This window comes from Lysinibacillus sp. NPDC059133, assembly GCF_042755925.1.
Taxonomy (GTDB): Bacteria; Bacillota; Bacilli; order Bacillales_A; family Planococcaceae; genus Lysinibacillus.
This window is the reverse complement of sequence record NZ_JBHZDH010000008.1, coordinates 41533-62631: the sequence shown is the minus strand read 5'-3', so window position 1 is coordinate 62631 and position 21099 is coordinate 41533. Positions and strand designations below refer to the sequence as shown.

Genomic DNA, 21099 nt, shown 5'->3' with positions numbered 1-21099 from the left:
CCTTTAATTGTAAGCCATTTCTTGAGCAACTCGTTTTAACTGTCTTGCATTTTCAGATGGGCTCAATGGTGTTGGGGAATGTAAGTGTACCTCTTGATGTACGCCTTTATCATTCGTACCTTGTCCACCTTCACCTTTAACCTCAACATCCACTTTTACCTTGTGTTCAATTTCTGTTTGAATAGCATCGATCGCACCACTAATATCACTGATGATATCTCGTACCTCGACATGTGGTTGAATCCACTCAGCTACTCTTTCAGCAGCTTTAATTGCTTCTGATTTCATATCTGCAAGACCGATAATAATCCCTTTAACTAAGTTATGACCAATCATCTTCTTACCCCAACGGCTCGGGCTATGAATGTCTAGCGCGCCTTGAATAGTGGCTTTGATACTTTCAGCGATAGATTGAGCTTGTGCAAGAAGATCAGGTGTTAATTCAGATAACCCTTGTTGCATTCCTTTAATCACGTTACGGCCAATTGAAGGCATCGTTGCTACCATTGCGTTAAATTCTTTTGTGGTACCTGTACGAACTTCTTTTATTTTATTTGCCCATTCCGTTTTATAGGTATCTAACTGAGTGGCCGTTTCAGCTGTTAATTCTTCAATCTTTTTAGCTGTTGTTTCCTTCATTTCAGTTAACTCTAACTCTGCTTGTGAACGGGCTAAGTTAGATTTTTCTTGCCACAATGCTACGTATTCATTTAATTGAGACTCACTTAAAGTATTTAAAGCCGCGATCTCAGCAGAGGCATTAGGTCCCAATGCTTGAAGTTCGGCTAATAAACCTTGGTCGATACCTTTAGCACCTAAAGCCTGTAGATTAGCTGCCCACTCTTGGAATGCCGCGTTCTGCCCTCTCAAGTTATCAATCAACTTTTGACCAGATACAGCTGCTTTCTCTTCGATTTCATCAAAGAGTCCCACAACACTATACAAAGACTGTTTCCGCGAATTAACCGCATCCTCATATTCTTTGGTAAGCGCCTTAGATCCATCGATAAGCTTTTGGTTAGCTTCTTGAATCTTAGTTGTATACTCTTCATTAAGAGAGATTAACTTATCATGAATTTCTTTTTTCGTTTGGGCAATTTTTTCTTCGTAGTAAATACGTTCTTCACTACCCTTGGCATATTGCTGTATATACTTTTTGTATGCGGCTAGTTCTTGGGTAAGTGAAAGCTGGTTAAAGTTCTTCTTACGTTCAATAAAGCTTTTCTCTTTTTCGAATTGCTCTTTGGCTAGTTCAGCCATTGCTTTATTGTAATTATTTTGTGCTTTAATACGCTCTGTAGTATTTTCCTTAAACAGCGTTGTTGCGTACTTCCAGTACCCGGCCTGTTGTTCAGTAGACCATAACTCGAGTGATTCTTTATTTTCAACAAACTGTTCTAGTGCTTCCAACGTTTCTTTTTGTGATTTACTTCTAGCTTTTGCGAGTGCATCAGCTTCTTGCTTCGCTAACTTTTCACGACTCGCTGCTGCATCTTTCATAATGTTGTTAATACGTTCTTGTTGAGCTTTCGTATTCGTTTGAGTCTTTTTAGATGCGGAAGCTTTAATAACAGCAATCTGTTGTTCAGCCTTACGATCAACTTCAGCACGTTTTTTAGCATAGTCCTTTTGGATGGCAATAACATCTGCACCTGTATTTGACGATGCGTTTTTAACAATATAATTGATGTTATCCATTGCTGTTTTGGTTGTTATAATAGATTTACCGAAATCAGGAACTGCCTTAGCGGACATTAGACCAGTAGCTTTTTTTACTACGTTTGTCGTTGCTTCAATCCCTTTTGCTACACCAATAGGAATCCATTTAGCAATGGCGATCATAACTCGTGACGGTGAGTGAATTCCAAGTAGTTTTTTTATGCCAGCAGGGATGCTGTTTGCGATTTCTGCTACTTTATCACCAACCGCACCCATCATTGATCCAATGCCGTTAATTAAACCGTTTATGATGTCTTTACCAATCTGAATTAGCTTAATATTTTCTAAGAATGTTTTAGCAGCATTCCATCCTGTCTCAATAGCCGTTCTAACACCATTCATTAACGTTTCGACAGTTGTTTTTATAGCTTCCCAGACTGTCGTTATAACTGTCTTGATGCCATTAACGACTGTAGTTACAACAGTTTTTATGCCATTCCAGACTGTAGTAACGACTGTTTTAATACCGTTTAACACAGTAGTAACGACACTTTTTATTGCGTTCCAAACAGTTGATACAACGCTTCTGATATTGTTTAGGACTGAAGTAATGACAGTTTTAATAGCATTCCAAATCGTGGTAACAACGGACTTAATTACATTCAAGACTGTCGTTATAACTGTTTTAATCACGTTCCAGACTGTTGTGACAACGGACTTGATTACATTTAACACAGTTGAGATTGTTGTTTTTATAGCATTAAAAATGGTTGTTACAACTGTTTTAATTACATTAAGAGTATTTGTAAAAATACCTTTGATTGCAGTCCAAACAGTTTGCATAAGTGTTTTAGCGGTGCTTCCAAATGCTTTTAATGGGCCAAGTAATTTCCCTACAAAGTAGAGGTTGATTATGCCCCATACAGCTTGCACTGCTCCACTTAAGATCTGTTTAATACCGTCCCAAACACCTTGCCAGTCACCGCTGAATAAAGAGCTGAAAGTATTTATGATGCCGAGTATTATGTTAGTTGCGCCCTGGATAACGTTTTGGATAGCTATCCACGTTGAAACAATTAAAGCTTTTACTACTGGCCATACAACCTGCATGATTGCTCCTATTGCTGTCATTACTGTTGTAACAACAGTGCCAATAACATTCCAAACAGCTGATGCGGTTGCCATTATACTTGCTTGGTTTTCATTCCAGAATGCCGTGATTTGTGTCCATACTGACGTAACCAACTCACTAACAGCTGTTACAGCTGTGGATATTGCAGTTTTAATGGCTTCCCATACAGTTAAAACCTGGGCTCTAAAAGTCTCATTTGTTTGATATAGACCTACAAATATCGCTACAAGACCAGCTATGGCTGCAATAACTAGACCTACAGGACTTGTTATAAAACCAAACGCTGCACCTAATGCTGGTAAAGAAGCTGACGCGACTCTTGCTACAGTTGCACTAAAGTTAGTGAATAATGGTGTAACAGTTTTAAAAGATTTCCCTAAAATTCCGACTAATCCCCCACCAATACCCTTGAATAGCGTACTAAAGGCTATAAGGTTGGGTACTATAGCAAGCAGAGCACCACCAAAGGAAATAAATCCAGCTATCAAGACACCAATCACTCGGTTTCCTTCCATCGCTGAATTTACAAATTCTAATACCTTATTTGCAATGTCGATAATGGTAGCACCAAGAGGAGCCATACCAATACCTAAGTTAACAAGGGAAGTAGTTAGGTTACCAATTAGCTGTAAAACACTAGGTGCTGTCTGTTGCACATAACTTAAAAATTGTTGGAATCCTTGGTTTTGGCTAAGAGTAGCTGACCACTCTTTGAATCTGCCCATCATGGCTACAAGCCCGTCCATCATACCTGAAGATGATCCTGCAAACGCACTGAAGAAATAAATTACCCCTGCTGTCGCATCTCTGAAAATAGCACGGATTTTAGGCATATTAGTGTTCACATAATCCATGAACGCTTGGAATTTCGCACTACCACTTAACCCGTTTGCCCATTCAGCAAATCTTGCTGTCATTTCCTCGAAGCCTTTTGCAGTAGAGGCAGAAAGAGGCGCAAAGGCTGTAAGCATTGATAACAACCCTTTAAATACGTTCCCAACAGATCGCACGATTGATTCAAGCATTGGTGCACCAGAAGTATTTAGGTAATCTAAAAACTGCTGTATAGGTGGTGTGCCTATGGCGGTATTAAGTTGTGCCATTAAATTAGCAACAGCTTGTGCACTTGATACAAATAACGGTCGCAACTTATTGAGTATGGCATCAGTTGCTTGCATACCACTCGTAAATGCTTGTAAGACTGGTTTTTCTGTCTCTTTCACAAGCGATTTATATGTGTTCTTTACAGCATCGAATGAATTCTTAGCCTGTTGCTGAACTGCATTTAATTTTGCTTCCTCGTCAAATAATTTTTTGATTGTCGGGATCGCTACAGCAGCAAAAGCCGTAGCAGCTGCTCCAGCGCTAACAAAGGCCCCAGCTAATGCAAATGTAGAGCCAGCGACAACGCCAATCATTGGACCTAAATTCGCAATAGCAACAGCAAGATTTGCTAGTAAAGGTGACAACGCTGGGAATACGGTCATCATTGTACCCATTACGGTGTGTTGCATCAGCTCGCCAAATGCACGGATATTTACTGCAATCCGTTGAATTTTTCTTTGGAAATCCTCAATACGAGCCTCAATTTTTATGACAACTTTCTCTCGAGCAAGTGCAAGCATTTTTGCTTTAACTTCGGCTGTTTTACGCTTGAACTGTGCAACATCGGCACCAATGTCTACTCGTACATCATTGGCTGCGCTTTTGATTGTGCTTTGAACCTGTTTCATCTTTGCCATAAATTCAGTGATACGAGCACCGATCTTTGCCGTAAAGTTTCCGTTCATCGTCCTCATCCTTTCTTACTTAAATTTTCTGCCCATTTTTTCATCGCCTCTTGTGCTTTTGTATGACGAGTTGTATCAATCTTCTTCGACTCTTTCCATGTGTTATCACCATCAACGATTCGTTTACGAGCACTTTTTGCATCAAACAAATCCTTCTCGATGTTTAACTTTTTCTTGTTGGTTGCGATTCGGTTAAATGCGGCCATACGTGCCATGTTGTCGTAGTTATCAATGACCTGTAACATGGCACCTTTTTTGAAAGCTTTGTACTCGTTTGGTGTCCATGACATGATTAGATCCACATCATAGATACCCATGTTTTGTGCTGCATCTGTTAAAACTTCTAGCCATTCTAGCCCGTCGACTCTATTTCCTCGCCCAATAGCTCCGCCTTCCCTTCTAACATAATTTGAGTGCCCTTCGCGTTCTCTTCTTTCTCCTCGTCTGTTTTGCCCGAATCTTTGAACATCTCTAAGTTCTTCCAAAACGACTTCGCATCTCTTTTGAAAAAACCCGAAGAATCAATTTCACGAAACGCCTCTTTGAATAGTTCTTCTGTGCCTTCGTCTTCATTGATTCGTGCTTCTAAACCTTCCTCGATTTCAGCGATTTTCGGGCGTCCTTTAGAACCTAAGTGAGCTAATCCGCAATCCCAAAAAGCTTTTAACGCATCTAAGTCAAATTGCAATAAACCTGTATAGATAGCACCGAAGCCACCTACATCATTACCTTCCTTGTCTTTTTGACCGTAGTTTTTATCTGCTAAATTTTTAAACGCAAAACCGAATTTCGCCTCTTGTTGTTTCCCTGCAATCGTTAATGTAGCCATACTATATAGCCCTCCTAATGTTTTATAAGTATAAGAAAAAGCACCCGTGAGAGTGCTTTGATTATGAAGCTGTAACTGTTACCGAAACTGTTGCTGTCTTACCGCCACTTGCTGATGTGATTGTTACTGTTGCTGAACCTTCACCTACACCTGTAATAAGCCCTGTAGATGTGACAGTAGCAATTGCCTCATCACTTGATTTAAATGTAACGTTTTTATTAGCTGCATTTGTAGGAAGAACAGTCACAGTTAATTGACGCGTACTTCCAACTATTACCGAAGTTGTTTGAGGTGACGCAGAAACACTATCTACCACAACCCCATCTGTTTGTTCTTTACCAAATTCGCCTGTTTTCTCACCAGGTGCTTCAAATCCATAAGTTGCGAAATCAATTACTTCCTGTGGAAGTTTAGGTAATTTACCTTGTTGTGATTTACCAATGACTTGTAATGTTGCAGATAACTCTTGGAATCCGTCACCTGGTGAAGATTTTTCCACCGATTCAACTAATGTGTACGCAAAATTTGCGTCATGAGTATCATCTTCATTTACTGTTAAATCAACTTCCCATACTTTTAGTTGCTTTTCATTTCGGATTGCATCTAAGATTGCTTTTTGCCCCGGATCCTTTTTATCACCGTAAGCAGTAATTTCAAATGATTCACTTGATTGACCGTACGCTAGGATACGCCCGAATTTCGTCTGTTCATCTACTAATTCACTCTCCAGTGAGTAGCTATTTTCAGTAAGGTTTCCGATTAAGAAACCATCTGAGCCAAGTGTTGCGTCTGCTGACTGTACTAGCAAGACTGTATCTTTACCGTTTTGCATGTGTATTTTTCCTCCTAAAATAAAAACAGCCCCATAAGGACTGTTAGATGTTTTGAACTTTGTATTGAATTGTTAAAATGCCATGCTTTACACCGGGGCTATTATCGTCTATGACGCGAGATTCACGTCTTGTGACACTTAATACTCTTGCGTTTGGAATCAAGTAATTTCGAGCCATAAGAGTACTTTGACAAGCTGATAACATTTCATAAACCTTACGCTTACCACTATAATCATCATTATCCTTCCACCAAGCATGAATTGTAAATGTGATCGTTTCTATATTGCTTGTTTTGGTATCTGCAGGACTCGAATAAGGCTCTGAGATTGTTACGTAAGGATAAGGTGTGTTCTCGTCTACTGCATCGTATACACCTAAATCCTCATCATCTTTACGAGTAATGGTTGTTAATGCTTCATTAGCTATCAGTTTCTGATAAATAACTTTTTGCAAGTCAAAGTAAGGCAAGGCATAATAATTTGTCATAAGCCCAATCGCCTCATTTCATTTTTAAAATATTCTTGCCCTGCATCTACAGCTGGTCCCCAGAATGGTTGTGCTTTCATACCATCTGTTTTTATATAACGACCAAGTTTAGTGCTGTAGTAAGTCCATGGTGTTTTACGGCCACCACCTTTTTCAGCATATATACCAGTTCCGTACTCAACGTATATTGCATAATGCACACCTACCGTAACAACAGCGTTGTATTTACCAATCATCTTCATTTCGATGGAGTCTCGTAAACTACCATCATCAACAGGAGCCAGTGCTTTTGCTTGTGTTTGAATAAGTCTAGCTGTCTCGTAAACTACGTCCGAAACATCATCAAGCAAACCCTTTTCAAATTGTTTCGCCGCTTTTAATAGCTGACGTCCACTGAATGTAATTTTAGCCATTACTCAGTCACCAACTTTAAGGCAACACGCATAATTTCATGTTGTCCACCTTGGTCTTCCGGACGTCCAGCAAAGGAATATATCTCACCTTCATACCGTAGCCGCATACTAGATGTAAGGTCAGTTCGATATTCGTAGTACATGTAGCGCTCTAACGGATTGTCCAATTGCTGTGCGTAATACCGTTCTTTCGATGTTGGTGTATCAACAAACGCCTCGATTGTTTCAACAGGAGACCACTTTGTTTCAAAGCCCCCATCACCGTCCGGTACTTTCTTCTTTTGAACTACTTCAACTTCGTGTGGAAATTCATCGTAAGGCATGGAATCTCACCTTCTTGTAAGGCCTTAAATATGTCCAGATGGCTTTAGGAAACTCTGTGTCATAAGAATATGAAACTGTCCCCATTGTGCGCCCTTTCAGCCCTGTTGATTGTGTATTAAACTGAATGGCTTTAGCAATGAACAAACGGACACCTTGAGGCATATCAGAGGGCTCCCACTTACCATTACAATGATCTTTCGCTACATCAAATAAAATAGGAGCTATCGCACGATAAAACTCATCATGCTTAGCTCCTGTAACACCATTTAACCGTTTAAGCTGATCTATTTCTTCTTGAGTGGGTTGCCACATAAGACCACCTACTTTTCTGTTTCATTGTCAGGTTCAGATTTCTTAGCAGGAGCACGTTTAGGCTTTGGTGCTTCCACTTCTTCAAAATCCTCTGTACGCAAAAGACGGGCACCGTGTTCCTCAGTGACCGCCCATGTAATATCTGTTTTTAAGTTTTTAACAAACACTTAGAATCCCTCCTTATTCTGGACGTTTAGCTGATAATACTGCTAACGCTTCTGGTCGAGTTACTTTGGCACCGTATAAATGGAGTCCTTTTACAGCATCTGCAAAACGCTTCTCCATACGGTAACCTTCCACTTGTGCTGCTTGCTCTGCATAAGTCCATGCCATGTTATGACCAGCAATAATTTTTGAGTTTGCTTCAACACCTGAACCCGCTTCAACAGTAGGTGCATTGTTAGATTTCAAAAGCAAGAAACCTGCAGCACGGCCTACCACCCCATTAATTAAACGATCGTCAGCTGGTAATGCACCAGAACCTACAAAGCGATCATCTTTTAATAGCAAACCTTCAAACCATGGTGGAAGAACAGCGAAACGCCCTTCTGTTGGAATATTGGATTCATCCAGCTTTGTAGAAAGGTCTACTAGGTATTCATAAGCATTTTCTTTTGTCACTGCAATCGGTGCCGCATCAGTACCAATTGTGTTAGTTGCATGTACATAGTGAGATGCAATGAACTGGTCAGCTACATTCAATTACCATTGCTCGTTCATTTCCATCAGTATCGATGTATAGTAAGCGCGCTGAGTAACCACAGATAGCTGTTTTCTTTCCTGATTCGCTGTCCAGGTCTTCAACAGAATTACGCAAATTAAAAAGCTCAATGGCCTCTGATAACTTAGCTAGGCCTTGAGCTTGTTTGTCTACAATGTATGAAATTGGATTACCAAACAGGTAGCCCGTCTTTGTGTCTACAATATCAGCATCAAATGCATTGTTTAATGTGTTGTTCACCTTATCATCAACGCGCTGCACCTGTGCATTTCCTTGGTCGTAATCGGTCGGTTTCCGCGTTAAAATCGGTACGGCTGATAATTCAGCTTTGTAACGGTTGTAATTGAGCAACCGTTTGTTTCTTTCGGTCTTTGTTTCTTCTACTATCTTATCGAGCAACAGAGGCGTAACGCCTTTTTCATCGATGTAGGTGATGTATTCGTTCATGCTTACGCCTCCTTATTTTGAATTGACACCCTTCACACTTGCCACTTCATAGTCATCAAGCCCGTACCACATTGCAGAGAATGTATGAGGGTCAATGATAAATTCATCTTCAATGATTTCGTCTGTTTTCGGGTCTTTCTTGAAAGTAAGCTCCTTCAACTCTCGAATTGTATTCACGCATGCTTCAGAACAAATGATTCGCTTGAAACGTTTCATCTTTTTTGTGTTTTCTACTCGAGTCAGTTTCTTACAAGAATACATTCGGAAGCCACGTTGCTTGAAGTAAGCAATTGTTTTCGGCTCAGCATTATCAGCCTTGATAATTACTTTCTTGAGCCCTTCCTTCTCAAGTTCATCTGCTGTTTTATCATCGGTCATACCCCGTTTGTAATACTCCCAGTAGATGTACAGCCACTTCTTCTCATGGTCAACTACCATTCGCAATACAGCATTATAGGAATCAACAAAACCAAAGTCCATGCCGTTCTTTCGAATTGGCTTTCTAATCATAGCTATCTCATTCATTACATGGTCATGAGGCTTTGTTTCAAACTGCGGTAGCACTAATACCCCATTGACTCCAAAACGCCCCTTACGTGCAATCCTGTGAAGATCTGGATCATATGAAGCCATCTCATCCAGCTGCTCAATGTAGCTCACTGGTAAAAACAAATTATCATCAGCAGTAGAGTGATGATAATACGTGTTGTTCACTATGATAGTTCGCTGCTTGTAAAGTTCTTCATCATCCAAGACGAAATATTCTTCCATCTCATTCTTAAAAAAATGCTTGTACACCCAGTTACCTTTTGAAACTGGATTGGTAGAGAGAATAATAAACAGGTCTAGTGTTGGGTGACGCAAACGTCCTAGCAACTCTTTGAACCCTGCATACTTAATCTCACTACATTCCTCTAACCAAATGAGCGAAATGTTGTTGATGGACTTCAGCTTTTCTGGCTTATCCATACCTCGAAAGATAATTTTTGAGCCATTAGGAAACTTCACTGTCATAGGTGATGAACTTGTCTTCACCTTTCCAGAAAGCCCTAGGTCTTCGATTATTTCTGTAAACAAAGAAAACGTACTGTCTCTGTGCGTGTCGTAAACTTCACGAACGACTAGAGCTGTACGTTTTTCTTCAAGTAATTTCAAGAGTATTTTTAAGGCCACATGATAGGATTTCGAAGAACCGTATCCACCGACAAGGAGTTGAGTTTTACAACGCCAGTCGAAAAGGAAATCTTCGAAATGCGGATTTACTTCTTTCTCGACTGAAAGTGTCATTTCCTCTTCAACTCCTCATACATTTCATGAATAGGCTATTCGTTTTGGGTTTACATAATAGTACTTTTCGGAAGTTGGATATTTCAGAAACATTGCTATATCAACGCTCCTCCAACATCTCTTTTTATTGATTATGCAAGATTTTATACATCGTTGATTTATCGGGCTTTAAACTAACTGCTCAGATTTATTTCCCAATATTTCTTGCATAAAATCACTCGCGTTTTTTGCCGACAATTTTAATTTCAATCGGTCCGTTTTCTTCATCTGAACCAAGCTTATCGATTTCTACTTTCGTTTTGTCGATGGACAGCTGCATCTGTTCTAATTTCAAGCGACGTTCGTCAGCCTCATCAGCTAACTTAATAAAATGGTTAATAGAAGTACGCAACTCACTAATAGCTCTCGACTGAGCTGTGAGAAGTTGTGCCTGTCGATCCCATGCAAACTGGAACTCGTATTCTGTTTCTTGAGATGGATTTTTACCACCTTGCAGCTTCTCTCGTTTCAGCTCTTTAATCATTTCGTCTTTTGATTCGACATGCATGATTTTCTGAGCTCGTAAGATTGCAGCGTACTGTATTGTGATTTGATCCCACATTAAGTCAGCAGCAGACTTTGCATTCATAGCCTCAATGATTTCCTGCGTTTCGTCTGGAAGATACTTCGCAAAAAGCCCGTGATCTAGTTTAGGATTGTTCCGACTGGAGAATTGATTCTTCGGGTTCGGGTTGCCACTTCGCTTTCTCGGACCTTTAGATGTAGCATCTTTTTTGGGTGGTTGCATCTTTTTCTTTTCGGATGCATCTTTTTTAGTTGCAACCTTCTTCCACCCTTCTCGGCTCTTTCGGCTTTTTAGTGTGCCTTCTTTAACACCATGCTTTTCTGCTAGCTCAATTAATGTGATTCTTGAAGTTTCCCATTCTTTTCGTATAACGTCCCAATTTGTCATGGCATAAACAACTCACTTCCGTTCCTGTTTAGGATTTTTTATGTATTTGCATTAATGAAAAAACCACCCACGCTTAATGCGTGAATGGCTTGGATTAGGGCTCTCATCATTTTGTCGATACTATACCCCTTCACTAATAAGGCTACTTTGTACGTGATTCGTACGGGTACAAACATTCGCTAAATTACTTCTTTAGTCAATTCTGTTATCTTAAGTCGTGCCGTTTCAATATGTTCCTGGACTGTACGCTTCTTGATACCAAGCTCATCTGCTATCTCCTGCATACTTCTAAGATGTGCCGTGTGTAACAAAAAGCAGTTCATCTGTCTCTCAGTCAACATCATAAGAATCTGCATGACTGCCTTTTTGCGTTCATTGTTGATTTCTTTTGATGGCTCAACTTCAAGACTCGGGAATAAGTCCATGTTGATTAATGAACGTCTTGCATAAGCATTTTTTTGCTTGATACCTCGTCCTGTAAAGTTTGGCCGTTCTCCGGATCTCATCCAGTCAATGGCATAATCCATATCTGCAATCATTTCGTTTACAATCTTCAACTCGTTCGGATCCGTTATATTTGGTTTCATACGCTCAAGTGCCTTTTTGCCTCGCTTGTACTCCGTGATTAAATCAATCAATGCCAAGCACCTCGCTCATACGTGCTTTGACAGCTTCCATCAATGCTTCTTGCTGTTGTTCTTTGCCTTGTAAAACACTCATTACACGTTCGTCTATGCTGTCTTTTAACACTAGGTGATGGATAACAACGGTTTCTTTTTGTCCTTGTCTGTGAAGCCTTGCATTAGCTTGCATGTAAAGTTCTAAACTCCAGTTAATTCCGTACCACACAATTGTGTGACCACCATCTTGCATGTTTAGACCGTGTCCAGCTGATGCAGGATGTGCTAGAAGGATTTCGATTTCACAATTGTTCCACCTCTCAATTGTGTTTGAATCATCCAGTTCCCTAGCTTGCTTGAACTTTTTCTTGATTCGTTCAACGTCGTGTTTGTAATTATAAAACACCAAGATTGGCTTACCTTGTGAGCCCTCTACAATTTCCTCTAAGGCATCCAATTTCACACTATGGATAATCTGCACACCGTCTTTATCGTTGTAAGCTGCACCACTGGAAAGCTGTAATAGCTTATTACTCAAGACAGCTGCAGTTGTCGCTAAAATATCACCATCCGAGAATTCCAGTAACGAATCCTTTTCAAGTTTGTCGTACAACTCTCGCTCTTTTGGTGACAGCTCTAATTCAACAACGTTCATGACAGCTGCAGGAAGGTCTTTCAAGTAATCCTTTGCTTTCATAGATAAACAAATGTCATCAATCTTGCTGTAGATTTGTTGCTCTGAACCTTCTTGCAACTCAATGTGGTATACACGATATGGATCCTGTTTGAAATACTTACTTTTGTATTTCGTAAACGTCTTTTCAAGTCGCTCACCCATATCAATCAAGTAAACCTGTGACCACAAATCAATTAGACTATTTGGTGCTGGTGTTCCAGTTAAACCTACAACTCGTTTTGTACGTGTACGCACTTTTCTTAGGGCCTTGAATCGCTTAGAGCTTGGATTTTTAAAACTAGATAGCTCATCGATGACAATCATATCGAATGGCCAAGTCTTGCCGTTTTCGTAGTAGGATACTAGCCATTCAACATTTTCACGATTGATGACGTAAATGTCGGCCTGCTTTTGAAGGGCTTTTCGTCTTTGTTGTTCAGTACCAAGAACCTTGCTTATTTTTAAATGTCTAAGGTGTTCCCACTTTGCAACCTCACGTGACCAGGTATCTTCTGCTACACGTTTAGGTGCAATCACTAACACCTTCTCAACATCAAAGTAATCATGTTTTAATTCATCAACAGCTGTAAGTGTTGACACGGTTTTACCTAAGCCCATATCAAGTAATAATGCATAGGCTGGGTTTTCAATAATCTTTTCGATCGCAACCTTCTGGTATGCGTGCGGTACAAACTCTGTCATAGTTCATCCCTCAATTCAACTATAAGTTTATCAACCGACGGTTTAGAATTCAAGCAAAAAACTCTACACTTTAATCCTTTTAGTGTTTCTATCGTTTTCACTTGAATCGGTGAAAGCTTACCTGTTTCATTTTTCAACTCTGCAAAAATAACTTGTCCGTTCGGAAGGATGATTAGCCGATCAGGTACGCCTTTATTTCCCGGGCTCACAAACTTATAACAAAGCCCTCCTAATTTTTCTATCTCACGTTTCAAATAATTTTCAATTTGCGATTCTCTCATGTCTGATTTTTACCTCCAAGTTGAAAGTAAACAAGGGCAACAATATTACACACGCGTATAGAGTAGTATTGATTTAGGCGTATTAGGTATATGCTATTTACATATATTACCTATACTGTATACCTAATATATAAAATACATCTCAATAGATATTAATTGTTTACTTTGTTTACCTTTATATATAAAAGCAGTAACCGCAAGGGTTTGGGCTAACAAGAACCGGCAACAAAGTCTGTTTACCCTTGTTGTCTTTGTTTACCCACTTTAATACACTAGTGCGTTATACTTTGTTGCCGTTTTTCGACTTTGTTGTCGTTAATTTTAGACTTTGTTTACCCTGTATTTTGGTAATACTGTTACTTATCAACACGTACAAATGCTCGCTGTGTACCGTATTCTGCACCAAATTTCAGGGTAGATTTGTGAGGTTTCCAACCTGGTAAAGTAGCCAAGATTGAATTTATTTCCCGAGATTCATGCATCGGAAATGACCCTCTATCCTTCCCTAAGCACTCACACCAAATTTCTAATGCACTCACTTTTTCACGTAATCTTGTATTAGATTTTTGTGTTTCAAGTGCTTCATTCTTTTCTAAAAGCTCCTCTTCCTCCTCTGAAAAATCATCAGAAAATTCGTTTTCTCGCATGGCTAATTTGCGGTCGTTAATCGACTTTTTATACCAATCTGCTGAAATAGGTTTCTCTAAAAAGCTAAGAATCTGTCCTGCATACGTCGACTCTACTGTATGGGCTAACTGCATAGTAAGTGCCTCGGCCGCCATCGCCTCTTCCAAGTATAAAGGTGAACCACTTTTAAACAGTTGCACTGCCTCTGCCCAAAGTTGATTGATTTCTTGTCGACCTTTATCGCTATCAAGCTCTTTCCATTTACGTTTACTAGATGGTTGCACTTCAACAGGTAAAAATCGACGGTTACCAGTACGATCACGTAAAAACTCATGCTCATTTGTGGTACCAATAAAGATGCATTGGCGCGGAAACTCTTCAGGTCGTTTACCGTATGCAACCCTATATCTATCCACTTGTTTAGATAAGAATTGTTTAATCGTTTCGACTTCACTTTTCTTTGTTGCAGCAAGCTCGCCCATCTCCATAATCCATACACCATGCAAACTTTCATAGGCCTCTTTGCCATGGATTGAAGTCAAGCTATCACTGAACCATTTACCGCCAAGCATGTTAAACAGCATTGATTTACCAAGCCCCTGAGGACCGACAAGTGTCAACATAAAGTCATATTTGCAACCTGGTTCAAAGATGCGTGCAACTGCTGCAACCAATGTCATTCGTGTAACAGTACGTACATACTCCGTATCAGCAGCACCCAAAAAGTCAATCAACAATGTATCAACACGTTTTACTCCGTCCCACTCTAAGGTTCCTAAATAATCTCGCACAGGATGAAACGTATTTGCACGTTGAACGCCACCTATTGCATCCGCAATCTTAGAGTTGCCTGTAATAGACCACACCATATCCAAATAGTTGCGTAGGTCCTCATCATCACCGTTCGACCAGCCAGCACCTTTTTCTTTCTTCCTCCAAGGCAAGTCCCTTAGAACTTCAGGTTGTCTACTAAACTCGTTGAAGACAAAGCATCCTTTTAAATGTGGATCATTTTCAAGAATCAGCTTGAGGTTTTTGGCTGTGACTTCAAGCTCACCAGCTTTATTAATATCGAATTTCGCCTTCCACAGCCCGTCATCCTGAGGCTTTTCTTCGCTGTCGACTTCTACTTCTACTTCACCCTCAACGTCAAAGTCCTCAGCGGCACTTTTAATGCGTTCATCTGCAAGCATCATTTTCACTTTATCAAGTGTTCGAACTTTATCGTTCATTGCCTTAGCTGAAGGTAAACGATTGACTGGCGTACCTTCTTTTGCATCCTCATCTAAATCATTAAATAGATGCAACCGTACTAAATCATAAGAGTTTACAAGTTGTTCACTCACAGGATCCGTACCATGATGAGAATAAGCGAACACATCATCATAGAGTACTAGACCACCTGTCGTAGAGCCACCGTTAAACGTATAGCGACCTTCTCCAGAATCGGAGTATACATCTGATAAGAATGTCTCTATAGCTTCAGTAATGGAGTACGTGCGACAAAACGCTCCGACCATACCTGGCTTCTCAAGTGGATTGCCTTGTTTGCCAGCCATCTTCTTACGGCTTTCACGTTGACGACTTGACTCCGGCCATTCAGATGGATCACGCCAATCGTTGTACATTTTTAATATCTCAGCCGGGTCTAACCATTGTGCGTCCTGGAAATCAAATACGTAATCCCCGTCACTAGCTGTAGACGGCCAATACATTAAACGGTGAGGTTGATAGGTTGTATCATCGAAATAATCGATGCCGAACATATCCGCAAGTTTCTTCGCAACGGCTACATACTCTTCTGCTGAAACAGGTCGAGACAAGGGAATAATTAAGCGTATACGTGGCTTTTTAGACGTGTGCTTGTGTGTACTATAAATCGCACATGCGTTATCAAAAAACGTCGTAACCCCGTCCCAGAAGTCGCCCTGGATGAAGTCGGCATCTAAGGTAATCAGTTGTCGCCAAGCCACGCTATCAGCCTTGCGTCGACCACCTTTTAAGCTACCTCCTACAAAGCCTCCTACATCTTTAATAGAGCCCTGCTCGTCCTTTGAGAGCTTCATATACTCTGCAAGCGATTCTTTTGTACGTACAGTCGTAGACAGCTTTTTCAGGAAATCACTGTACGACATGTCTGTGTTTTTCCACGCTGTTGACTTACGCGATGTTGCTGTTGCAATCGTCAGCATGCCATCATGCTGTATTGCAATCTTTTTGGGTTTATCTGCTGACTGCTGCATGTGATTCAATCCTTTCTTAAATATATAAGTTATTACATAATGTTACATATTTTGATACAATGTTCTAAAACAATAACAGAGGTGTGCATTTATTGAATACACAATATCCTTTTAAAGATTTATTTTTAAGACTATCTTTATATGAAACAATCTCAATAGAAACAAATAGTGAAATTGTTCAGAATCTCCTCAGTTCGAATCGTAATTATTATTTCGACTGTTACTGTATTGGTTGTAAAAAAGAATCTACTTTCAGGCTATTCTCAAATATGTTTGCTAGCGGCGTATCCCCCGATCATGGAACAAATTTGGAAATGCTAAATAGATTTGAGTTACCTAATGAAATACATTTTAGTTGTCAAAGAGATCCACAACATAAATACTCTTATCATTTCAAAATACAGAATAGTAATATCACTAAGGTAGGTCAATACCCATCAATGGCGGATATTGAAATACCAGGTATCCAAAAATACGAAAAATTACTTAAGAGAGATTATAGAGATTTTTCTAAGGCGATTGGTCTACATTCCCACGGTATAGGTGCTGGATCATTTGTTTACCTAAGACGTATATTTGAAAATCTTATTGAGGATATGCATAAAAAATCACAACAAGAAAACGACTGGGATGACGAACTATACCAACGCTCAAAAATGGATGAGAAAATAAAACTTCTAAAAAATAAACTTCCCGACGATCTTGTCCATAACCGAGCTGTTTACGGAATAATGAGTAAAGGCATTCATGAATTAACTGAAAGCGAGTGTTTAGGTTTATTCCCTGATGTTAAACTTGGTATTGAATTGATACTTGATGAAAAACTTTACCAATTAGAAAGAGAATCAAAAAGAAAAACATTCAGTAGTTTTGTTTCTAATACAACGGCTGATTTAAAACAGTAAATTTCAACCGCCAAGAATACCAAATTTACGAGTATTACCTTTCTGTAAAAATATCATTGATTTTCCAACAAAGTAATATATAATTAAATTGGTATTAGATTTAAGGGGGTTGAGCTTCGGCTTAAATCCTACCCTCTTTAAAGGGTGAAACCCATGGAGATTAACCTAACACGAGTGGATGGTTCATCCTACTCGATAAAGTTGTCCCCAGCGGTAGTTTTTATACTACTGTGCCTACTGTTCGGTCTTTAGACCGTTCAGTTTTTTTATTTGCCTTAACACCTCTGCAACCTCCCTGTGGATTTCCGCTATTGCATGAAACGTATTTGTGTTTAGTAGTTGTCATCAATTCAAAAACTTGATGTGGTGTTTTTCCCTCATCTTCAACTTACATCGTTACACCAGTCACTGTTAATTGAAATCCCAAACTCCATTCAAATATTGCTTAAATTCTTGTGTGTTCATTCACACCCTCCCAATTTAATTATCTATCTATTTAATTAACTCGATTCCCTCTTTTACCAAAATCCGCTATAATATTACTAAAAATAGCGAGGTGTTTTTATGTCAGAAGAAAATAACTTTTTAAAAAATATTTCAGAATCAATTAAAGTTCCAGCAGATGTTACTAAAGCTGTACTTTTACCCCCTGCACAACAGATTGGTAAGGGACTAGAGGATCTTTTTTATATTGTATTTTCTCCACTAGCAAAGAAAAGAGCAAAAGCAGAGCAAAATATCGAGATCTTTAAAAATGAAATCGCAATTGAAGTATCTAAAATTGATAGTGAAAATGTAGTAGAACCAAAATTAGCTATTGTTGGACCTGCACTAGAATCTTCAAAGTATTACATTGAAGAAGAAAATATTAGAAAGATGTTTGCTAAACTAATTGCTGCTTCTGTTAACAAGGATTTTGCAAACAGTACAGTTCCAGCATTTGTTGAAATTATTAAACAGCTATCTTCATTTGATGCATCTAATTTTGTTTATCTTTACAATGATCAAAGTTATGGAACAGACCCAAAAATGGCTGTTGGACGTCTGAGAGCCCAACATAAAAATGGCGGGCAAACTATTGTAGAAAATTTCTTCCCATTTCCAGATTTAAATTTCGAAAACTTAATGACCTATTCTGCATCAATTGATAATTTAGTACGACTTGGACTTATAAATATTACACACGGAGTATCTTATACGAATAAGGAGAGATACGACAGTCTATATAATCATCCTATACTATCAGAACTTGAAAAATATTGGGAAGAAGATAATTCTGAAAGGATTTTTAATGGAAAACTACCATATAGAGCTGCAATAAAAGAGTCAATTTGGAACGTAACCAGTTTCGGAACACAATTTGGTAAATGCTGTTTATAATTATTCTAGGAAGTTTCATTTTTTGTAAACAAGTGAATATATTCACTTCCCCCCTACTTTACTAACTTTAAATATATCGTTTGATTCTCCAAATCCTGTAAACTCGTACGGCTATACATCTGTGAATATTTCAAAGCCGTACGAGCAGATAGGGCTTCAGCTCTTCAGTACGAAGACTGTTTCACAAAGTGATCTTTGACCACTTCCAATGCATCAATGACTCTTGCTCATACACCATATCACCGTTTTCGTGACGTTCGATTACTGCTTCAGCTTGTTTCAAGTCCATTAGCTTCACTCTCCTCTAAAGACTTTTTCAAAGCCATCAAGTACACCATGCTATCAGCGTGTTCCTCTAGTGCATGTTGGCACCATTCAACTGGTGTAAGGTTTTCAGCTCGAACTGTCTCACCATACTTGCGAATACCTTTATTCGTTTGAGTTACAAACAGCTGCTGAATATCTGCCAAAACACTATTCGACTTTTGAGCTTCATAAGCAGCAAGTTTTGCTTCAAGTTGTACAATCAAATGAGTTTGAGATTGTATAAGTTCCCGGTAGTAATCAGAAGCGTACTGTTCTGCTACTGTTGTAGCTGATTTTTTAGTTGGGACCTTGTTTTCCAACCATGCTTTTAACTTTTTAAACATTGTGTCTCACCGTCCATTGTCATTTTCAAAATTAGCTCATACTGATCGTCACTAATCACCGATTTTGCATTGTCTTTAAAGCGTTGTAGAAACAGATTGGAACGTCTTTCATTCTCTCTTTGACGTTCTTGCCTCATCAACCTTTGAAGCTCTGAGATGCGAACGTTCTTATGCTTAAGCTCATTACGAACCTCAGCACGTAGCTTTTCGCGTCTCTTAAACTCCTCATAAGCTTCGATGCCTTCATTACCGCAACCTTTGTAAGTACGGGTACGGTAATGTTGTAATTCAGCATCCATTTGTACAAGCTTTTCTCGAAGCCTTTTCACATCTAGTAACAGGTTGTTATATTCTTTTTGGTACATGACCTCAACCCCTTTTATCAACCAACGGTTTACAAAACAACCACAGTTAAACTAGTAATCATTGTTTTGTCTATCAATGTTCTCTTGATGTTTCTTAGCATAAGCTGTCTCAACTTCTTGCCATGTGAAGCCTAGCATCTCTACTAATCCAATGTACATGTTGAATGCTAAAGCGTACGTTTTCTGAGATTCTTCATCAGTTGCAATCTTCTGCATTAGTGATTTATACTGCATTGTTATAGATGTTGTCTTGTAGGCTTTAACTGTTGCAACTTGCCAACCTAGAACAATTCCACGGGCTAAAATTAGGTGAAGTACATCGACAGTTTCTTCAAGTAACTTTTCACGATCAACATCCTTTTTAAGCTTCCAGTACTTAAAGCCTTGCCACTCATTAGCTGATTCGGCTAGTTCCACTAAGATAGCAAGCTGTTGTTCATTCAAGTAATCATGTATATCAATACCATGCTTGTCAGCGATAAAGTTTTCAAGCTCGGCCTGTTTAGCATATAGCATTCGCAGTAGGCCACCCCAAACTTGCTCATTTAGTGTAGCATTTTCAGTTTTTAATGATTCAATGAAAGACAATGCATCTTTCAGCTGTGCTTTAAAATCACTTACTTCCTTTTCAAGAATAGAAACACGATCCTTATCAACCTTTGGAGCGTTAACCTCTTTTTCTCGTAATGCTGGAGCAGCTTTTTCTTTATTAGGATTAACGTATGCACGAATAAGTCCGTTATTTTGCTTAAACTTATAGAACTTATTGTTATCAATTCCTAATTGCTTACGAATTGCACTGTCTGTTAACCCTTGTGCTTTCATTTCCTGATACGTTTCCACCGTTAATTGCTTATTCATTTTTTCACCTTTACTTTCATGTATTTTCGTTTTTACTGGCTGTACTTTTGGCTTTGGCTTTTGAGATTCGGAAGGAACGCGTAATGCTCTTATAGCAATAATGTTTCCTTCTAGTTTTATACCGATTGCACGGTATGCTGAATCATCCGTACACTTTAAATCTGTTAGCCTATTAATCTCAGCCAATAAGGATAGCCTTTGTTTAAATAACTCTTCTAGATTCATTAGCAGGATCCTCTCTTGCTTGATTTCTGATTCACTGGTACGGTTATGGAATCTTCTAATGACCAGCCTCTTTTTATTCGAGTAATAATAGTTCCGTAAGGTATCCCATTTTTCAATGCAATAGCGATTTGTTCATCTGTAAAGCGTCTCTTTCGTGTAGAACGAGTTGCTGCATCTTTAGGACACATACCGTTTTTCACACGTGCACTAAAAGTCTCTCGGCTTATGCCATGTTCTTTTGCAACCTGTTTCCACTCATCCCAAGCAAGCGCAGTTGCAGTCATAACCCTTGGTTCAATTGGAGCTATTAAGGAATTATCAATACCTTTAATTTTGTTGACTCTCCGATACTTCCGAGTAACAGCGATGTACTTCTTTC

General features: G+C 39.2%; 23 protein-coding genes. 2 read left to right on the top strand and 21 right to left on the bottom strand.

The window, feature by feature from the left end; genetic code table 11:
- Window positions 1-3 precede the first annotated feature (3 nt).
- From ACFXN8_RS06560 to ACFXN8_RS06480, 17 genes are all read right to left on the bottom strand, one after another.
- The gene (locus tag ACFXN8_RS06560) at window positions 4-4581 is read right to left on the bottom strand and encodes a hypothetical protein (RefSeq protein WP_386843782.1); all 4578 of its coding nucleotides are present in this window, start codon (window positions 4579-4581) and stop codon (window positions 4-6) included.
- A gap of 5 nt (window positions 4582-4586) precedes the next feature.
- Window positions 4587-4898 (bottom strand): hypothetical protein, encoded by a 312-nt coding sequence (locus ACFXN8_RS06555; protein WP_386843780.1) that lies wholly within the window; start codon window positions 4896-4898, stop codon window positions 4587-4589.
- 35 nt (window positions 4899-4933) lie between these two features.
- Window positions 4934-5410, bottom strand: coding sequence for a tail assembly chaperone (locus ACFXN8_RS06550; protein WP_386843778.1), 477 nt, complete (start codon window positions 5408-5410; stop codon window positions 4934-4936).
- 61 nt (window positions 5411-5471) lie between these two features.
- Entirely contained in the window at window positions 5472-6242 is a 771-nt protein-coding gene (locus ACFXN8_RS06545; RefSeq protein ID WP_386843776.1) for a phage major tail protein, TP901-1 family, read from the bottom strand.
- Between the two features lie 43 nt (window positions 6243-6285).
- Window positions 6286-6729, bottom strand: a complete 444-nt coding sequence (locus ACFXN8_RS06540; RefSeq protein WP_386843774.1) for a DUF3168 domain-containing protein — start codon at window positions 6727-6729, stop codon at window positions 6286-6288.
- Complete coding sequence (locus ACFXN8_RS06535; RefSeq protein WP_386843772.1) at window positions 6726-7142, bottom strand: HK97-gp10 family putative phage morphogenesis protein; 417 nt, start codon at window positions 7140-7142, stop codon at window positions 6726-6728. Before ACFXN8_RS06535 ends, ACFXN8_RS06540 begins: the two co-directional genes overlap by 4 nt.
- Complete coding sequence (locus ACFXN8_RS06530) at window positions 7142-7465, bottom strand: phage head closure protein (RefSeq protein ID WP_386843770.1); 324 nt, start codon at window positions 7463-7465, stop codon at window positions 7142-7144. Before ACFXN8_RS06530 ends, ACFXN8_RS06535 begins: the two co-directional genes overlap by 1 nt.
- On the bottom strand, window positions 7452-7778 hold the full coding sequence (locus ACFXN8_RS06525; protein ID WP_386843768.1) for a head-tail connector protein: 327 nt from the start codon (window positions 7776-7778) through the stop codon (window positions 7452-7454). The genes ACFXN8_RS06530 and ACFXN8_RS06525 overlap by 14 nt, the downstream gene beginning before the upstream one ends.
- An 8-nt stretch (window positions 7779-7786) precedes the next feature.
- Window positions 7787-7945 carry a DUF7302 family protein gene (locus ACFXN8_RS06520; RefSeq protein WP_386843766.1) on the bottom strand — a complete coding sequence of 53 codons (159 nt, stop codon included), beginning with the start codon at window positions 7943-7945 and terminating at the stop codon, window positions 7787-7789.
- 13 nt (window positions 7946-7958) lie between these two features.
- Entirely contained in the window at window positions 7959-8480 is a 522-nt protein-coding gene (locus ACFXN8_RS06515) for a phage major capsid protein (RefSeq protein WP_386843764.1), read from the bottom strand.
- Window positions 8467-8946, bottom strand: a complete 480-nt coding sequence (locus ACFXN8_RS06510; protein WP_386843762.1) for a phage portal protein — start codon at window positions 8944-8946, stop codon at window positions 8467-8469. The genes ACFXN8_RS06515 and ACFXN8_RS06510 overlap by 14 nt, the downstream gene beginning before the upstream one ends.
- Before the next feature lie 12 nt (window positions 8947-8958).
- Window positions 8959-10233 carry a PBSX family phage terminase large subunit gene (locus ACFXN8_RS06505; RefSeq protein WP_386843760.1) on the bottom strand — a complete coding sequence of 425 codons (1275 nt, stop codon included), beginning with the start codon at window positions 10231-10233 and terminating at the stop codon, window positions 8959-8961.
- A gap of 214 nt (window positions 10234-10447) precedes the next feature.
- A complete protein-coding gene (gene terS, locus ACFXN8_RS06500; RefSeq protein WP_386843758.1) occupies window positions 10448-11185 on the bottom strand; it encodes a phage terminase small subunit in 738 nt (245 codons plus the stop codon).
- A 179-nt stretch (window positions 11186-11364) separates the two neighbouring features.
- Window positions 11365-11823 (bottom strand): sigma factor-like helix-turn-helix DNA-binding protein, encoded by a 459-nt coding sequence (locus tag ACFXN8_RS06495; RefSeq protein ID WP_386843756.1) that lies wholly within the window; start codon window positions 11821-11823, stop codon window positions 11365-11367.
- The gene (locus ACFXN8_RS06490) at window positions 11816-13183 is read right to left on the bottom strand and encodes a DEAD/DEAH box helicase (protein ID WP_386843754.1); all 1368 of its coding nucleotides are present in this window, start codon (window positions 13181-13183) and stop codon (window positions 11816-11818) included. Before ACFXN8_RS06490 ends, ACFXN8_RS06495 begins: the two co-directional genes overlap by 8 nt.
- On the bottom strand, window positions 13180-13464 hold the full coding sequence (locus tag ACFXN8_RS06485) for a PDDEXK family nuclease (RefSeq protein WP_386843752.1): 285 nt from the start codon (window positions 13462-13464) through the stop codon (window positions 13180-13182). Before ACFXN8_RS06485 ends, ACFXN8_RS06490 begins: the two co-directional genes overlap by 4 nt.
- Before the next feature lie 356 nt (window positions 13465-13820).
- Window positions 13821-16334 carry a virulence-associated E family protein gene (locus ACFXN8_RS06480; RefSeq protein ID WP_386843750.1) on the bottom strand — a complete coding sequence of 838 codons (2514 nt, stop codon included), beginning with the start codon at window positions 16332-16334 and terminating at the stop codon, window positions 13821-13823.
- 92 nt (window positions 16335-16426) lie between these two features.
- On the opposite strand from ACFXN8_RS06480, the gene ACFXN8_RS06475 reads away from it, so the two are divergent.
- Window positions 16427-17239, top strand: a complete 813-nt coding sequence (locus tag ACFXN8_RS06475; RefSeq protein WP_386843748.1) for a hypothetical protein — start codon at window positions 16427-16429, stop codon at window positions 17237-17239.
- A gap of 564 nt (window positions 17240-17803) precedes the next feature.
- Complete coding sequence (locus tag ACFXN8_RS06470; protein ID WP_386843746.1) at window positions 17804-18619, top strand: DUF4393 domain-containing protein; 816 nt, start codon at window positions 17804-17806, stop codon at window positions 18617-18619.
- A 269-nt stretch (window positions 18620-18888) separates the two neighbouring features.
- On the opposite strand, the gene ACFXN8_RS06465 is transcribed toward ACFXN8_RS06470, so the two are convergent.
- Genes ACFXN8_RS06465 through ACFXN8_RS06450 form a run of 4 tightly spaced genes read right to left on the bottom strand, consistent with a single transcriptional unit; the run spans window position 18889 to window position 21004 of the window.
- Window positions 18889-19269, bottom strand: a complete 381-nt coding sequence (locus ACFXN8_RS06465) for a hypothetical protein (protein ID WP_386843744.1) — start codon at window positions 19267-19269, stop codon at window positions 18889-18891.
- Window positions 19254-19634 (bottom strand): hypothetical protein, encoded by a 381-nt coding sequence (locus tag ACFXN8_RS06460; protein ID WP_386843742.1) that lies wholly within the window; start codon window positions 19632-19634, stop codon window positions 19254-19256. Before ACFXN8_RS06460 ends, ACFXN8_RS06465 begins: the two co-directional genes overlap by 16 nt.
- A 51-nt stretch (window positions 19635-19685) precedes the next feature.
- Window positions 19686-20720: a dUTP diphosphatase gene (locus tag ACFXN8_RS06455; RefSeq protein WP_386843740.1), complete on the bottom strand. Its 1035-nt coding sequence runs from the start codon at window positions 20718-20720 to the stop codon at window positions 19686-19688.
- Window positions 20720-21004, bottom strand: a complete 285-nt coding sequence (locus tag ACFXN8_RS06450) for a hypothetical protein (RefSeq protein WP_386843738.1) — start codon at window positions 21002-21004, stop codon at window positions 20720-20722. The genes ACFXN8_RS06455 and ACFXN8_RS06450 overlap by 1 nt, the downstream gene beginning before the upstream one ends.
- Window positions 21005-21099 lie beyond the last annotated feature (95 nt).

Coding starts and splice junctions, on each gene's coding strand:
- ACFXN8_RS06460 (WP_386843742.1), bottom strand. CDS start 19,634: ATGTACCAAAAAGAATATAACAACCTGTTACTAGATGTGAAAAGGCTT.
- terS (WP_386843758.1), bottom strand. CDS start 11,185: ATGACAAATTGGGACGTTATACGAAAAGAATGGGAAACTTCAAGAATC.
- ACFXN8_RS06555 (WP_386843780.1), bottom strand. CDS start 4,898: ATGGGTATCTATGATGTGGATCTAATCATGTCATGGACACCAAACGAG.
- ACFXN8_RS06510 (WP_386843762.1), bottom strand. CDS start 8,946: ATGAACGAATACATCACCTACATCGATGAAAAAGGCGTTACGCCTCTG.
- ACFXN8_RS06560 (WP_386843782.1), bottom strand. CDS start 4,581: ATGAACGGAAACTTTACGGCAAAGATCGGTGCTCGTATCACTGAATTT.
- ACFXN8_RS06480 (WP_386843750.1), bottom strand. CDS start 16,334: ATGCAGCAGTCAGCAGATAAACCCAAAAAGATTGCAATACAGCATGAT.
- ACFXN8_RS06455 (WP_386843740.1), bottom strand. CDS start 20,720: ATGAATCTAGAAGAGTTATTTAAACAAAGGCTATCCTTATTGGCTGAG.
- ACFXN8_RS06470 (WP_386843746.1), top strand. CDS start 17,804: ATGTCAGAAGAAAATAACTTTTTAAAAAATATTTCAGAATCAATTAAA.
- ACFXN8_RS06530 (WP_386843770.1), bottom strand. CDS start 7,465: ATGCCTTACGATGAATTTCCACACGAAGTTGAAGTAGTTCAAAAGAAG.
- ACFXN8_RS06525 (WP_386843768.1), bottom strand. CDS start 7,778: ATGTGGCAACCCACTCAAGAAGAAATAGATCAGCTTAAACGGTTAAAT.
- ACFXN8_RS06550 (WP_386843778.1), bottom strand. CDS start 5,410: ATGGCTACATTAACGATTGCAGGGAAACAACAAGAGGCGAAATTCGGT.
- ACFXN8_RS06540 (WP_386843774.1), bottom strand. CDS start 6,729: ATGACAAATTATTATGCCTTGCCTTACTTTGACTTGCAAAAAGTTATT.
- ACFXN8_RS06545 (WP_386843776.1), bottom strand. CDS start 6,242: ATGCAAAACGGTAAAGATACAGTCTTGCTAGTACAGTCAGCAGACGCA.
- ACFXN8_RS06505 (WP_386843760.1), bottom strand. CDS start 10,233: ATGACACTTTCAGTCGAGAAAGAAGTAAATCCGCATTTCGAAGATTTC.
- ACFXN8_RS06485 (WP_386843752.1), bottom strand. CDS start 13,464: ATGAGAGAATCGCAAATTGAAAATTATTTGAAACGTGAGATAGAAAAA.
- ACFXN8_RS06535 (WP_386843772.1), bottom strand. CDS start 7,142: ATGGCTAAAATTACATTCAGTGGACGTCAGCTATTAAAAGCGGCGAAA.
- ACFXN8_RS06450 (WP_386843738.1), bottom strand. CDS start 21,004: ATGACTGCAACTGCGCTTGCTTGGGATGAGTGGAAACAGGTTGCAAAA.
- ACFXN8_RS06490 (WP_386843754.1), bottom strand. CDS start 13,183: ATGACAGAGTTTGTACCGCACGCATACCAGAAGGTTGCGATCGAAAAG.
- ACFXN8_RS06465 (WP_386843744.1), bottom strand. CDS start 19,269: ATGTTTAAAAAGTTAAAAGCATGGTTGGAAAACAAGGTCCCAACTAAA.